This window comes from Marinobacter sp. DUT-1, assembly GCF_050379415.1.
Lineage (GTDB): Bacteria > Pseudomonadota > Gammaproteobacteria > Pseudomonadales > Oleiphilaceae > Marinobacter.
In genome coordinates this window covers 737,453-751,793 of the sequence record NZ_JBNRLS010000002.1, presented here as the reverse complement: position 1 = coordinate 751,793, position 14,341 = coordinate 737,453, and the positions used below count along the sequence as shown (strand labels likewise).

13 protein-coding genes are annotated in these 14,341 nt (G+C 59.6%); 9 read left to right on the top strand and 4 right to left on the bottom strand.

Annotation, left to right across the window (positions count from 1 at the left end):
- The first annotated feature begins 6 nt into the window (after positions 1 to 6).
- A complete protein-coding gene (locus tag ACQUTG_RS09090) occupies positions 7 to 663 on the top strand; it encodes an OmpW/AlkL family protein (RefSeq protein WP_428919085.1) in 657 nt (218 codons plus the stop codon).
- A 70-nt stretch (positions 664 to 733) separates the two neighbouring features.
- Here ACQUTG_RS09090 and ACQUTG_RS09085 read toward each other — a convergent pair whose 3' ends face one another.
- Positions 734 to 3,766 (bottom strand): hypothetical protein, encoded by a 3,033-nt coding sequence (locus ACQUTG_RS09085; RefSeq protein ID WP_428919084.1) that lies wholly within the window; start codon positions 3,764 to 3,766, stop codon positions 734 to 736.
- A 197-nt stretch (positions 3,767 to 3,963) separates the two neighbouring features.
- On the opposite strand from ACQUTG_RS09085, the gene ACQUTG_RS09080 reads away from it, so the two are divergent.
- From ACQUTG_RS09080 to ACQUTG_RS09065, 4 genes are read left to right on the top strand one after another with little or no spacing between them, the layout of a single operon-like run.
- Positions 3,964 to 5,214 (top strand): efflux RND transporter periplasmic adaptor subunit, encoded by a 1,251-nt coding sequence (locus tag ACQUTG_RS09080; protein WP_428919083.1) that lies wholly within the window; start codon positions 3,964 to 3,966, stop codon positions 5,212 to 5,214.
- Complete coding sequence (locus ACQUTG_RS09075; protein WP_428919082.1) at positions 5,211 to 5,957, top strand: ABC transporter ATP-binding protein; 747 nt, start codon at positions 5,211 to 5,213, stop codon at positions 5,955 to 5,957. Before ACQUTG_RS09080 ends, ACQUTG_RS09075 begins: the two co-directional genes overlap by 4 nt.
- Positions 5,954 to 7,162 (top strand): ABC transporter permease, encoded by a 1,209-nt coding sequence (locus ACQUTG_RS09070; protein WP_428919081.1) that lies wholly within the window; start codon positions 5,954 to 5,956, stop codon positions 7,160 to 7,162. The genes ACQUTG_RS09075 and ACQUTG_RS09070 overlap by 4 nt, the downstream gene beginning before the upstream one ends.
- A 32-nt stretch (positions 7,163 to 7,194) precedes the next feature.
- Positions 7,195 to 7,587, top strand: coding sequence for an acyl-CoA thioesterase (locus tag ACQUTG_RS09065; protein WP_428919080.1), 393 nt, complete (start codon positions 7,195 to 7,197; stop codon positions 7,585 to 7,587).
- Between the two features lie 65 nt (positions 7,588 to 7,652).
- On the opposite strand, the gene ACQUTG_RS09060 is transcribed toward ACQUTG_RS09065, so the two are convergent.
- Entirely contained in the window at positions 7,653 to 8,216 is a 564-nt protein-coding gene (locus tag ACQUTG_RS09060) for an outer membrane beta-barrel protein (RefSeq protein ID WP_428919079.1), read from the bottom strand.
- Positions 8,217 to 8,499: 283 nt separating this feature from the next.
- Between ACQUTG_RS09060 and ACQUTG_RS09055 the strand changes: the two genes are divergently transcribed.
- Together ACQUTG_RS09055 and ACQUTG_RS09050 are read left to right on the top strand one after the other, a co-directional pair.
- Positions 8,500 to 9,051: a peroxiredoxin gene (locus tag ACQUTG_RS09055; RefSeq protein ID WP_428919078.1), complete on the top strand. Its 552-nt coding sequence runs from the start codon at positions 8,500 to 8,502 to the stop codon at positions 9,049 to 9,051.
- Positions 9,027 to 9,923: a hypothetical protein gene (locus tag ACQUTG_RS09050; RefSeq protein ID WP_428919077.1), complete on the top strand. Its 897-nt coding sequence runs from the start codon at positions 9,027 to 9,029 to the stop codon at positions 9,921 to 9,923. The genes ACQUTG_RS09055 and ACQUTG_RS09050 overlap by 25 nt, the downstream gene beginning before the upstream one ends.
- Here the strand turns inward: ACQUTG_RS09050 and ACQUTG_RS09045 are convergent.
- The gene (locus ACQUTG_RS09045; RefSeq protein ID WP_428919076.1) at positions 9,918 to 10,643 is read right to left on the bottom strand and encodes a UDP-2,3-diacylglucosamine diphosphatase; all 726 of its coding nucleotides are present in this window, start codon (positions 10,641 to 10,643) and stop codon (positions 9,918 to 9,920) included. The genes ACQUTG_RS09050 and ACQUTG_RS09045 overlap by 6 nt on opposite strands.
- Positions 10,640 to 11,140: a peptidylprolyl isomerase gene (locus tag ACQUTG_RS09040; RefSeq protein ID WP_343810394.1), complete on the bottom strand. Its 501-nt coding sequence runs from the start codon at positions 11,138 to 11,140 to the stop codon at positions 10,640 to 10,642. Before ACQUTG_RS09040 ends, ACQUTG_RS09045 begins: the two co-directional genes overlap by 4 nt.
- A gap of 136 nt (positions 11,141 to 11,276) precedes the next feature.
- Between ACQUTG_RS09040 and ACQUTG_RS09035 the strand changes: the two genes are divergently transcribed.
- Complete coding sequence (locus ACQUTG_RS09035) at positions 11,277 to 12,956, top strand: glutamine--tRNA ligase/YqeY domain fusion protein (protein ID WP_428919075.1); 1,680 nt, start codon at positions 11,277 to 11,279, stop codon at positions 12,954 to 12,956.
- On the top strand, positions 12,953 to 14,341 hold the full coding sequence (gene cysS / locus ACQUTG_RS09030) for a cysteine--tRNA ligase (RefSeq protein WP_428919074.1): 1,389 nt from the start codon (positions 12,953 to 12,955) through the stop codon (positions 14,339 to 14,341). Before ACQUTG_RS09035 ends, cysS begins: the two co-directional genes overlap by 4 nt.

Here is a 14,341-nt window from a genome sequence, read left to right as displayed (position 1 = left end):
AACATTATGAAGGGAGTTTTTGTTCCATATCTGACCAGTGCCGCGGTTATTCCATTGCTGGGAATGGCACTGGCGGCCCCGGTTTATGCCGGAGCCGGCGACTTTTATGTCCGGGCCGGCGTCAGTGCAATGGACCCGGACACGAGTAGTGAGAGCTTTTCGACCATATCCCGAAGCGGCGTCCGCCTGGATAGCGATATCACCCTCGGCGGTGCGCTGGGCTGGTTTGTCACGGACTACGCGGCCCTGGAAATCAGTTCCTCGTTGCCGTACTCGCCGGACCTCGAGGGAAATCATCGGTTGAAGGAACTGGGTATCGGCAACATCGGGGATGTGAAATATGTCCCGACGTACCTCACCATGAATGTCTTTTTCCAGGATACCTCGGCGGTCACGCCCTATCTGGGCGGAGGCGTTGCCTTCAACAAGTTCTACGATGAGAACGCCAGGCCCCCCGGCCTTGATGTCAATCTGGACAGCACCTTTGACCCCACAATCCTGGCCGGTGTAGAGCTGGATTTCGGTACACCGGTACTGGTCAATTTCGACGTTCGCTATACCTTGCTGGACACCGACGCCAAATTTTCCGGAGCCATCAACGAAACTGTTGAAATGGAGGTAGATCCGGTGGTGTTCACGCTGGCGGTGGGGCACCGATTTTGAGTGGAATTTGCCGGATATGAAACGAAGAAGGCCGGGGATTCCCGGCCTTCTTCGTTCTGGTGTTGAAATTTTACTGACGGAAGATCACCAGGCCACCGCCGCCATCGGCCACGTAGACCCGTCCATTCGCGATCGCGGTTCCTGTCGCTTCACCGACGGTCTGCTGGTGTTCCAGCAGTACCGGATTGGCAGGATCGCTCCAGTCGAGCTTGGCAACACCCGCCTCCCCGTAGGCTACATAGAACAGCAGCCGTGGTTCGTCGAGGGTGTACCATTGTCCCTCACCATCGACCAAAAGGGTGTCGGCGGGGAAGTACTGCGGGGTCATGTACAGGGCCTCTGGATCAGACTCCTCAAGTCCCGGTTCGGCCTGGAGCCGATACTGGGCGACTGCCTCGGGGCGGTAGTCGAAGCCGCTGCCACCCATGCTCCAGATCTTGTCCGGCTCGACACCCTCGGGCAGCGGGGCCAGCAGATCCTCGATGCTGTAGGCCAGCAGGCCGAAGCCTCCGTAGCTGAAATAGGCATGGTCGCCAATGACGTCTACATCAACGCTTCGGCTGTCCGCCTTGCCGATGTGTACGCTTCCATCCAGTTCTTCCTCGATCTTGATTGGCTGGAAGATCTTGACCAGTTCCATGCCGGGGGTGACCCCATCCGCCAGAAGACCGGTCATGTCGACCACGGCAATACCGGAGTGGCCGGAGGCGACGAAGGCGTAGATGCTGCCGTCTGCAGGGTTGGTCCAGAGTTCAACGCCTGAAGCGCGACCCAAAAGAGGATTGCCGGTCGCTGAACCCAGGTTGGCGACGACATGGTTACCGGTACCGTCGGCCGGGTTCATGGTCATGTCGTAAACGGTCAGTCCGTTGCTGCCATCGGCCACCACCGCGTAGTCGCCATGGAAGTCGACGTCATAGGCGTGGTCTTGCCGACTGATACCACCGAAAGAGCCCGAGTCCAGATTGTGTTCGAAGAAGTCCGAGGGCTGGGGTGTCAGCAGCAGCGGAGCGCCGGGAACACCCTGGCCAGCCTCTGCTCCGGTGACATCCACGCGGCGCAGGCCCAGGCTCTGGGACATGACATAGGCCCGGCTGCCTTCGCCACCCAGGATCACGTTGTAGGCGTGGGGCGTCGGATAGGCGGTGGAGCCGTCCGGGTTGTCCACTTCGTATTCGTCGACCACCGTATTAGCAGCCACGTGTGGCTCATCGACGGGATTTCCATCGGAATCCGCAATCTGCCAGACAATCATCCCGTGGGGGCCGTCCGCCATATAGAGGTACTGCTGCGTGGCGGCTACGCCCTGGGTGTGACCCACCGCCAGGGGCGAGGTAGGCGTGCCATCCGCGTCCGCATAGGTTTCGGTGGTACTGGCGAAGTAGGCCGCAACCGCGAACCTGGTGCTCATGTCGGTGCTGACGGTCGCCAGGTCACCGATATCCATGAAGTTGAGGCCACCGGCTCCCGTGGCCTGGACCACATCCACAGCGCCGGTTGTATCGCTGACGGTGGGCATAAGGAACAGGGCGTTGCCGTGGCCACTCACTTCGCCGGTCACCAACAGACTCGGGGCCTCGTACATCCAGGCCGGCAGGGATTCGTTGTCGTCCGGGTTCCAGGCGCCCATGTCGTAGGAGGTTACGAACTCGTAGTCGGGCCAGTGCAGTCTTTCCGGAAACAGGTCGTTGTCGTAAGGGGCCCCTGATTGCACCCAGCTGGTGTCCGGAGTCTGAGCGTTTTCCAGGGCGACCAGACCGGCAAAGTGATCCGCGTAATAGACGCGGTTGTTGGCCGTATCCACTTCAACATCGACCACGCCGGCTTCCTTGAGCATACCTACCCCGAAGTAGGGGAACAGGCTCTGAGACTGCTCACCGGTCGGCTCGTCGGGGCCATGGGCTGGCACGGCCGGGGCATACCCCAGATAACTGGTGGCTAACTCGCCCCCGGCGTCTGGCGCTCCTATATCTACTGCAACCAGGCCCCCGAGACCATAGGCCAAGTAAACGATGGTCTGATCGCCGCTTCCTGTGTTGTAGGTTTCGACATCCAGCTTGTTGGCCTTGTAGTAGTACTTGCCATAGCGGTCAAAGTCCGCCCAAGGCGTTGGTGCGTCAACATCGCCGTGCCACACCTCCTGAATTTCGAACGACGCCTGCAAGTGGTTCGGCATGCCAGTTTCTGGGTCAATATGGCTTGGATCCGCGACCTCGTTCTCAACATTCATGCACAGAAACCAGTCTTCCGTAACCCCTGCGCTGCAGGGATCCGCAGCATCAGCTGGTGCTGCGTCTGTGTACATGTTGTAGTAACCGATGCGATCCAGCGTGTTCGGGTCGTAAACGCCGAGTCCGAGGAAGCCGATGGCGGCATACAGATTGCCGTCAGTATGCAGCTGCAAATCGGCAGGGGCACCCCAGGGATGCTCCCCTGAGTATTGGAGCGTGTAGACTTCATCGTCGATGAGGAGCGTCCCGTCTTCCTCCATAGCCGGTGTTGCCGAGATGACATTGGCGAGGGCGGTGCGGTGTATGCCGTAACTCTCGTTTGCAATCCACAGGTCGGTGCCGTCGGTCTCGAGGGACTTGATAAAGCCATGACCTTCAATCACCACGTCCGTCACGAGGTCACCGCCACCCTCGGCGAACACGATCCCGTCCTGGTAATAATTCACCGGTGTGGTATGCAATACCTGCATGGCCGCCGGATCGGTAATATCCACCACGGCGATGCCGGATTCGCGGACTGCCGCCAAGGCATAGGTACGGCCCTCATAGGGCACGATGAGGATATCCTGGATAAAGCTTTCCAGCTCGATTTCATGCACCGCGCCTGCGGAAGTCTGGATCGGTGTGATCGCCAGTCGGTTGGCCATGTTGTAGACCGCCCAGTCAGTCCCACCGACTTCGGCACGGGCGGTGGCGGTGGTGGCACCACCAATCTGGACGGCTTTCTCGGTAAGGAACGCCTCAACAATGGCTTCCCCCTCCGGAGTGCCCAGTGAGGCATCATGATCACTGCCGCTGCAACCGGCAAGTGTTGTTACCAGCCCCGCGGCTAGTATGCCTGGCGCGACGGACCCCAGAATTTTACTACCCATAATTCAAATCTCCCTGGCTTTTCTTGGCCAAGCGGCCGAGCCTTGATACAAATTTGTCGGAAGAAACGTTGGTGGCCGTGATGGGGTGGCCAAAAAATACACGTTTTCCATTATAACTATAGAAGCTGTGTGGCAGATTGCATATTGATATGCCTCAAAGCCTTGGCTTTTGTAATCCGGTTTCAGGAGAGAAGTTGATGCAACAGGAGGAAACCGCGTCCCGGCAGGAAATGGCCGCTGAGGTTAACCGGGTTATCCATTCGGAGCGCAAGCGGGGCAGGGCCGGGCGGCTGATATGGCTGCTGGTGCTGGCGGCGCTGGTGGCTATTGCCGGTTGGTGGCTGTGGCCCGATGACGGCGAGGTGCAGTGGCAGACCCACAATCTGGACCGTGGCGATATGGTGCTGACCGCCACTGCCACCGGAAGCCTGGAGCCCAAGAGTGAGGTTTCCGTGGGTGCGGAGATATCGGGGCTGATCACGCAGGTTCTGGTGGAAGAAAATGATCAGGTGACCGATGGCCAGGTGTTGGCTCTGTTTGACACTGATGAGCTGGAAGTGGCGCTGGAACAGGCCGAAGCCCAGCTTGCCCTGTCGCGGGCCTCGGTGGCAGAGGCCGAGGCGACGCTCCAGGAAGCGCAGGTGGATGAACGACGGATCAGCGCATTGCGTGAACGGGGTACTACTGCCCAGGCGGAGCTGGATGCCGCCATCGCTGTTCGTAAGCGGGCCGAAGCCAAGCTGGCCTATGCCCGGGCGTCGGTGAGGCAGGCGGAGGCGGCGGTGCTTCAGGCCCGGACCCGGCTCGAAAAAACGGTGATTACCTCTCCTATCAACGGGGTGGTTCTGCAGCGGAGCATCGAACCCGGCAATACCGTGGCAGCCAGTTTCCAGACCCCGGTGCTGTTCCTGCTGGCGGAAGACCTGAAAGCCATGGAGCTGCACGTGTCCATGGACGAGGCCGATGTCGGGATGGTGGAAGCCGGGCAGACGGCAACCTTTACCGTGGATGCCTGGTCCGGCCAGGCGTTCTCTGCCGAAGTGCTCAAGGTTCACCTTTATCCGAGCGTCGAGAACAACGTGGTCACCTATACCACCGTACTGTCCGTGGATAACAGCGAAGGATTGCTCAAGCCAGGCATGACGGCAACTGCCACCATCGAAACCGGCCGGCGGGAGGAGGTCCTGCGGGTACCGAACATGGCATTCCGTTTTACCCCGCCGTCGACCGATGGCGGTGGTGGTGGACTGTTCAGTCACCCCGGCGCGCGGGCCGGAGGTAACCGGGCCGGGCCGTCAAATACGGTCTGGGTACTCCGTGACGGTGAGCCGACCCGGGTAGTCGTGCAAACGGGGGCGTCTGATGGCCGGTACACGGAACTGCCCGGCGGCGAACTGACAGAGGATGACGCGGTGATTACCGGCATGCAGGCGTCGGTAACGCCATGACTGAACCAGGTAACGTCGACAGACCGGCGGCGCCGCAATCCGCGCCATCCGTGGTGGAGATGCGGGATATCTACAAGATTTACGGCAGCGGTGCGACCGAGGTTCGTGCCCTGGATGGTGTCAGCCTGAGCATCCGGGCGGGGGAGTTCGTTGCCATCATGGGGCCGTCGGGCTCCGGCAAATCCACCTGCATGAACATTCTGGGGTGCCTGGATGTGCCCACCTCCGGGGAATACTGGTTCCGGGGTGTGGAGGTCGGTGGCCTCGACCGGGACGAACTGGCCCTGCTGCGCCGTAACTTCATGGGCTTCGTGTTCCAGAGTTTCAACCTGCTGCCCCGCACCAGTGCCCTGAGTAATGTTGAACTGCCGCTGATTTACGAGGGAGTCCGGCCAGCCCGGCGTCATGAGCTGGCGATGAAGGCGCTCAAGACCGTCGGCCTCGCCGGTCGGGCGCACGCGACGTCCGCCCAGCTTTCCGGAGGCCAGCAACAACGGGTGGCAATAGCCCGGGCGCTGGTCACGGAGCCACCGGTCTTGCTGGCGGATGAGCCTACCGGCAACCTGGATACCGTTATGGCCGGGGAGGTCATGAAGGAGCTCGTGTCGATCCGTGAACAGAAGGGGGTCACGATCCTCATGGTGACCCATGAGCCAGACATCGCCCGCTATGCCGACCGGGTGCTGTTTTTCACCGACGGCAAGCTGATCCGGGACGGTGTACCCTCGGAGGTAATCCCGTGAGAGCGCTCGATACCCTGGGCATGTCGGTGCAGGCCATTGCCCGAAACAAACTGCGTTCGTTCCTCACGACCCTCGGTATCATCATCGGCGTGGCGAGTGTGGTGGCCATGGTCCACCTGGGGCAGTCTGCCACCCGCAGCGTGACCGAACAGATTGCCAGCATTGGCTCCAACCTGTTGTTTGTTATGCCTGGCACTGCCCAACGGGGCCCCGGAGGTCTTCGGACCACTGCGGAGAACTTTGAGCTGGCCGATGTCGACGCCATCCGCAACGAGGTGGATGGCATCCTGGTCGCGCCTGCACTCACCGCCAGCGCCACGGTAGTTATCGGTAATGCCAACGACACCATTCCGGTCATTGGTACGACCAACGAGTACTTCTCCGTGCGTAACCATTACCTGGATTACGGCCGGGCGTTCGAGGAGGGCGAACTGTCTTCCGGTGCCGCGGTGTGCATCATCGGCAAGACCCTGATCGAGGAAATGTTTCTGGGGCAGGAGGCTCTGGGGGCAAACATCCGGGTCGGGCGCACCGCCTGCCGGGTCATCGGTGTGCTGGAAGCGAAGGGCGAGTCCATGGGCCAGGACCGGGACAAGACCATTCTGATGCCGGTCAAGGCGGTCCAGCGCAGGCTGGTGGGTGAGCTCGATGTCAGCGCAATCTACGTGTCCGCGTTGGTCGACGGCACCACAGGGGGGGTGCAGGACCAGATAGAGTCCCTGTTGCGCCAGCGCCGCAATCCGGCCAACGGCGGCGCCGATGATTTCTACGTGCGGGACACCCAGGACATCGCCCAGGCCCTGGAGAGTACCACCAACACCCTGACCATCCTGCTGGGCGCCATTGCGGCCGTCAGTCTGCTCGTAGGTGGCATCGGCATCATGAACATCATGCTGGTGTCTGTCACTGAGCGTACCCGGGAAATCGGAATAAGGCTGGCGATCGGGGCCCGGGCCCGGGATGTGCTGACCCAGTTCCTGGTTGAATCCATCGCCCTGTCCACACTCGGCGGCGTCATCGGTCTCGTTATTGGCGTGGGCGGCACCTGGCTGGTCACCTGGCAGCTCGATATGCCCTTTGTGATTTCGCCGACCGTGATGGCGGTTGGTTTTTCCTTTTCCGTGGCCATCGGCGTCATCTTCGGGTATTTTCCCGCGCGGAAAGCCGCCATGCTCAATCCGATTGATGCACTGCGGCACGAATAACCCGCACAGAGACTCAATGACAGGAAACGAGGATGTTCACACTCGAGATTGAACCGAGGTTCAGCGATACCGACGCTCTGGGCCACATCAGCAATACGTCATTACCGGTCTGGTTCGAGCAGGGTCGGACTCCGATCTTCCGGATTTTCCACCCGACGCTGGAAGTGAAAACCTGGCCCCTGATCCTGGCCCGGCTGGAAATCGATCTGCTGGCCCAAAGCTACTGGCATATGCCGGTGGAAATCCGCACCGGGATTGGAGAGATCGGCAACAGTTCGTTCCGTGTGATCCAGGAGGCCTGGCAGGACGGAAAGAAAATTGCCCGTGGCGTCTCGGTGCTGATCCATTTCGATTATGAGCACGAGAAATCGGTTCCGATTCCCGACGAGATCAAGGCGAAGCTCGCCGAGCACGCCATGGAGTGATGGGGTATTGCACAGGGCCCTGCCTGAAACAGGGCCCGACGGTTCTGGAATGATATCGAGAGATATCAGAACCGGTAGGTGGCACCGATGCTCAGGACATCGATGTCGTAGGTATCGATGCGGCCGACGATAGCCAGGTTGTTTTGCAGGTTGTAGCGGGCACCAATGCCTACGCCGAGTTCGATGCTGGAATCGCTGGCGGAGCCGAATGCAGTGTCAACTTCGGCGTCCACGTAAACCAGACCGGCCCTTCCCAGAAGTTCAAGCCCTTTGACTTGCTGATCCAGGTCCAGGGTATAGGTGGCGTAGCCGCCCAGACCGAAGTAGCTGGCTTCCAGCGTTTCTCCAAAATAGCTGGTTTCCGCGTCTGCAGCGGTCAGCGTCAACTCGGCTTCAGCGCCCAGGCCCGGCAGGATCTGGTCCAGGCCTGTGCCGAATGTACCTGCGACAACAATGGCATCATCGCTCAGCCCCATATCGGCAAAGCCGAGGCGTGCTTCGGCATAACCATTTGCAACCAGATCATTGGTGGTCAGGCCGTTGGAACCGGAGGTGCCATGGTTATCGGCGTGAGCAACGCCGGAAGCCAGAGCAGCGCACAGAGCCGAGCAAATCAATGCGTTTTTCATACTACATCCTTTTTCTGTTTATTGATGTCCGGACCGGGCATGGCCGATGCCGGAGCGCGCACTCTATATAAGCAAACGGCATAAATCGGTTATACATTCGTAACATTTTGAAGTGCTTCACATAAATAATGGAGGGTAACTGCAGCGGTAACGGTTGGAATCTGAAGGAATGTTAAGCGGCTGGCCATTACCCCGGACAGTTGGGTACTTCATAATGACGTTTGCTGAACCAAATGTCGGCCTCCGTGGTATAACCGGGTTCATGCCACAGGAGACAATAATCATGACAAGCATTCCCGAGAATACTCCGGCGCCGGCGGACGACGGTGCCTGTGATCACCTGAAAGGGCAGGCGCTGCCGAACGGCACACTGACCAGTTCTGAGGGGCGCCAGGTAAATGTGGGCAGTCTGGCGGGGACAGTGGTGCTTTACTTCTATCCCCGTACCGGCCGCCCGGACCGCCCATCGCCAGACGGTTGGGCGCAGATACCGGGAGCTTTGGGCTGTACCCCCCAGGCCTGCGCGTTCCGGGATCATCACCGGGAGCTGACGGATCTGGGCGTACAGGTCTTTGGTGTCAGTACCCAGGATTCCGGGTATCAGCAGGAGGCTGTCGATCGACTGGGTATTTCGTTTGAACTGCTCAGTGATGAGAACCTGGCGCTGGCACAGGCGCTGGAGCTTCCGCTGTTCACCGTTGAAGGCGTGACCCTGAACAAGAGAGTGACGCTCATTGCCAAAGATGGCCAAATCCAGAAGGTGTTCTACCCGGTGTTTCCGCCGGATGATCATGTCTACGAGGTGATTGATTGGTTAAAGGATTCTTCCCGCTGATTCTGCTTCTCTCTTTCTTCATCCTGTCCGGTTGTGATTCCGGACCGGAAAAGGAGGAGACCGCTGAATCCAGCCAGCCAGCAGAGGAAGCCGAAACAGCCGCGCCTGCATCGGGTGCGGATATTTCCCTGGCCCTCAAGCCTGCCCAGATGGACTGGGTGGGCCAGAAGATTTTCCAGAACGAGTGTGCCGGCAAGTTGCAGTGCCTGGTGCACTGGAACGAGGGAGAGGCATTCCCGTCACTGGGCATAGGCCACTTCATATGGTACCCGGAAGGCGTGAATGGGCGTTTTGTCGAGAGTTTTCCCAAGCTGATCCAGTATATGACCCAGCGCCAGGCGTCGGTGCCGGACTGGCTGGTGAATCTCGAGCCGTTTGATGCACCCTGGCCGGATCGGGAGACCTTTCTGGAGGCGGAGGATTCCACCCGTGTTGCCGAACTCCGGGAGTTTCTGGCGGGCACCCAGGGGCTTCAGGCCGAGTTCATTTTCCGTAGGGCCAGGGAGTCCCTGGACAAGGTCGTTGAAGCAGCCCCTGAGCAGCATCGGGAGCGGGTTACCCAGCATCTGGTGGAGCTGAGTGCGACGCCCGGCGGCGTATACGCGCTCATGGACTACGTCAATTTCAAGGGCGAGGGGCTGGCCCAATCGGAGCGTTATGATGGCGAAGGCTGGGGGTTGTTGCAGGTTCTGCTTGAGATGAAACCTGAGAAGGAGCAGGCCGCGCTGGACGCCTTCCGGTCTGCGGCCGGAGAGGTACTCACCCGCCGTGCCGAAAACGCCGAGAATCCGATCGAGCGTGAGCGCTGGCTTCCGGGCTGGCTCAGACGGCTCGAGACCTATCGCGAGCCATCTGAAGCCCCGTCGTCATAGCGGGGCTTTATTCAGTTCCGGTTCGTTGTCCGGCTCCACTTCCAGCCACCAGAGGTTCTGATCCCAGTCACCAAGGACGATGCGGCGGGCATCTTCTCCATTTGCCTGAAGTTCGTGGATTGCTGGCCGGTGGGTGTGGCCGTGTATCAGGCGTTGGACGCCATGGGCCTCCATCTCTTTTACAACTTCTTCAGGCGTGACATCCATGATCGTTTCGGCCTTGCCCTGATTCTTCGCCATGGAAATTTCCCGTAACTGCCGGGCCATCTGCTGGCGGTCCTCCAGGGGCCGGGAGAGGATCATCTGCTGCCACTGCGGGTTGCGCATGTTGGCGCGGAACTTCTGGTACTCCACGTCCGCGGTGCACAGGCTGTCGCCGTGCATCAGCAGGGTGGGGGTGCCGTAAAGATCCACGACTGTGGGATCGTCCAGCAAAGTGGCGCCGGCACGGTTGCAGAATTCCTCACCGATCAGGAAGTCCCGGTTACCGTGCATCAGGAAAATGTCGGTACCGCTTTCTTTTACTTCCCTCAGGGCTGCGGCGACGGTTTCCTGCAGGGGCGTGCGTTCATCATCACCAATCCAGGCCTCAAAGAAATCCCCAAGGATATACAAACGCTCCACACCCATGGCCTTGTTCTTCAGGAAGGCCAGAAACGCGTCCGTGATGTCCGGACGCGACTCCTCGAGGTGCAGATCGGAGATAAACAGCGTGGTCACGCGTCCTCCAGAACCTCGGCTTTCTCGATGATCACGTCCTCGGCGGGGACGTCCTGGTGACCGGCGCGCATGGTAGTACGCACGGCACGGATCTTGTTGACGGTCTCCATGCCATCAACCACCTTGCCGAATACACAGTAGCCCCAGCCCTCGGCATTCTTGGCGGTGTGATCCAGGAAACCGTTATTCTCCACGTTGATGAAGAACTGGGCGGTGGCGGAATGCGGATCCATAGTGCGCGCCATGGCGACGGTGCCAACCATGTTGCTGAGGCCGTTGTCAGCTTCGTTCTGGATCGGCTCCCGGGTCTTGCGCGGGGTCATGCCCGGCTCGAAGCCGCCACCCTGAATCATGAAGTTGCTGATTACCCGGTGAAAGATAAGCCCGTCGTAGAAACCATCACGAACATACTGTTCGAAGTTTTTGGCGGTTTCCGGGGCCTTGTCGTAGTCCAGCTCGAGCTTGATATCACCGAAATTGGTTTGCAGCAGAATCATCAGGGTTTCCTGTACAGGTTTATAGAGGTTTCAGGGCGCTATTGTACTCAAGAGTTTTGCGCTATGCATGAGTCCGGAAGGGATTTGTGAGTATAATACGCGGTTTAAGATTCAACCCCTGTCCAACAGAGATTGTATGAGCGCCGAGTCGAAGAAAGCCCACAACTTTATCCAGAGCCTGATCGAAGATGCCATCGCCAAAGGTGAGCACACCGGCAAGGTTGTCACCCGTTTCCCGCCGGAGCCGAACGGCTACCTGCACATTGGTCATGCCAAGTCCATTTGCCTGAATTTCGGTATTGCCGAGACTTTTGGTGGCGAGTGCAACCTGCGGTTTGACGACACCAACCCGGAGAAGGAAAACCAGGAGTACATCGATGCCATCAAGGCGGATGTGCAGTGGCTTGGTTACGAATGGGCCGGTGAGGTGCGGTATGCCTCCGACTACTTCGATGCCCTGTACGAGTTTGCCGAGGAGCTGATCCGTAACGGCAAGGCCTATGTCTGTGCGCTGTCCGCCGACGAGATGGCCGAATACCGGGGCACCCTGAAGGAGCCCGGCCGGAACAGCCCGTACCGGGACCGTCCGGTGGACGAGAACCTGCAGCTGTTCCGGGATATGCGCGACGGCAAGTACCAGAACGGTGAGTTGGTGCTGCGGGCGAAAATCGACATGGCGTCCCCGAACATCAACCTGCGGGACCCGATCCTGTATCGAATCCGTTACGCCGAGCACCACCAGACCGGTGACAAGTGGTGCATCTATCCGATGTACGACTACACCCACCCGATCTCTGATGCGATGGAAGGGATTACTCACTCCCTGTGTACCCTGGAGTTCGAGGATCACCGGCCGCTGTATGACTGGGTACTGGATAACATCTCCGTTCCCTGTCATCCGCGCCAGATCGAATTTGCCCGGCTGAACCTGAACTTCACCATCACCTCCAAGCGCAAGCTCAAGCGCCTGGTGGACGAGGGCTACGTGGATGGCTGGAATGACCCGCGCATGCCCACCATCTCAGGCATGCGGCGCCGTGGTTACACCCCGGAATCCATCCGCAGCTTCTGCGACATGATCGGCGTGAACAAGGCAGGCGGCACGGTGGATGTGGGCATGCTCGAGCATGCCATTCGGGAGGATCTGAATATCCGTGCCCCGCGCGCCATGTGTGTCATGCGTCCGCTCAAGGTCACGCTCACCAACTATCCGGCAGACAAGACCGAAACCCTGACCCTGCCGGTTCACCCGCAGAACCCGGATATGGGCGAGCGGGAGGTTACCTGGAGTCAGGTGCTGTATATCGACCGGGAAGACTTCGCCGAGGAGCCGCCACGCAAGTGGAAGCGGCTGGCGCCGGACCAGGCGGTGCGCCTGCGTGGTGGTTATGTCATGACCTGCCGGGAAATCATCCGCGACGAAAGTGGTGAGATCGTTGAGCTCAAGTGTGAGTACGATCCGAATACGCTCGGCGTGAACCCCGATGGCTACAAGCCCAACGGTGTAGTCCATTGGGTCTCCGCCGCAGACAGCGTGGAAGCGAACATCAACGTCTATGACCGCCTGTTCAACCACGAGTCTCCGGACAGTGACAAGGATGGTGACTTCATTGACCACCTGAATCCGGAATCCCTGGTGGTTCTGAAAGGCGCCCGGGTCGAGAAAGGTCTGGCGGACCCGCGCACGGACCTGCCATACCAGTTCGAGCGTGAGGGTTACTTCTTCTGCGATCAGGAGCAGACCTCCGCCGCCGGTCACCCGGTGTTCAATCGTACCGTCACCCTGCGGGACTCCTGGGGTAAGGGGGGCAAGTGATCCGAATCTACAACACGCTCACGCAGAAAAAAGAAGAGCTTCGGCCCATCGAACCGGGCAAGGTGCGCATGTATGTCTGCGGCATGACCGTGTATGACTACTGCCACCTGGGCCACGCGCGGGTGCTGGTGGCTTTCGATGTGATCACCCGGTACCTGCGCCACCGGGGCTACGACGTTCATTACGTTCGCAACATCACCGATATTGACGACAAGATCCTGCGTCGGGCCGATGAGAATGGCGAGGTCTACTCGGACCTGACCGGGCGTATGATCCGTGCCATGCACGAAGATGAGGCCAAGCTCGGCGTATTGTCTCCGGACGAGGAGCCCCGGGCCACTGCCTACATTGACGAGATCATCGCGATGATCCACAAGCTGGTCTCCAGTGGTCATGCCTACGCAGCGGATAATGGCGATGTTTACTTCGCGGTGGAGTCCTTTCCGGACTACGGCAAGCTGAGCAAAAAGAAACTGGAAGACCTGGTGGCTGGCGCCCGGGTGGATGTCCAGGAAGCCAAACGCAGCCCGGCCGACTTTGCGCTCTGGAAAGCGGCCAAGCCGGGCGAGGTCAGCTGGCCGTCGCCCTGGGGGGATGGTCGTCCGGGTTGGCACATCGAGTGTTCCGCCATGTCGACCCAGTGCCTGGGTGACACCTTTGACATCCATGGGGGCGGGCCGGACCTTCTGTTTCCGCATCATGAAAACGAAATCGCCCAGTCGGAGTGCGCTACCGGGCACAAGTTCGTTCATACTTGGATGCACGCTGGCGCCATTCGCGTGAACAAGGAGAAGATGTCCAAATCCCTGGGGAACTTCTTCACAATCCGCGAGATTCTGGACAAGTATCCGGCCGAAGTCGTGCGTTACTTCCTGGTATCAAGCCACTACCGAAGCCAGGTGGACTACTCGGAAGACAATCTGGCCGAGGCAGGGCGAACGCTGACCAAGCTTTACCACGCTCTGCGCGGCATTGTCCCGGCGAAGGAGGCGGATGCGCCCGAAACCGGGCATGACCGCCGATTTGTTGAAGTCATGGATGATGACTTCAACACCGCCGGCGCGATTGCCGTGCTGCACGGTGTGGCCAACGAGATTAATCAGTACCGTCGTGACGGTAACGAGGAAGAGGCAAAGAAAAGCGCTGCCGTCCTCGTTCGCCTCGGTGCTGTCCTTGGTCTGCTGCAGCAGGACCCGGAAGCCTTTTTCCAGGCTGATCCAGGAAGCGAGCTGAGCGCCGAGGAAATCGAGGGGCTGATTCAGGCCAGGGCCGACGCCCGCAAGGCGAAAAACTTTGCCGAGGCCGACCGGATTCGCGACGAGCTCGCGGAGAAAGGCGTTATTCTGGATGATTCCAGGGAAGGCACGACCTGGCGCCGGGGGTAA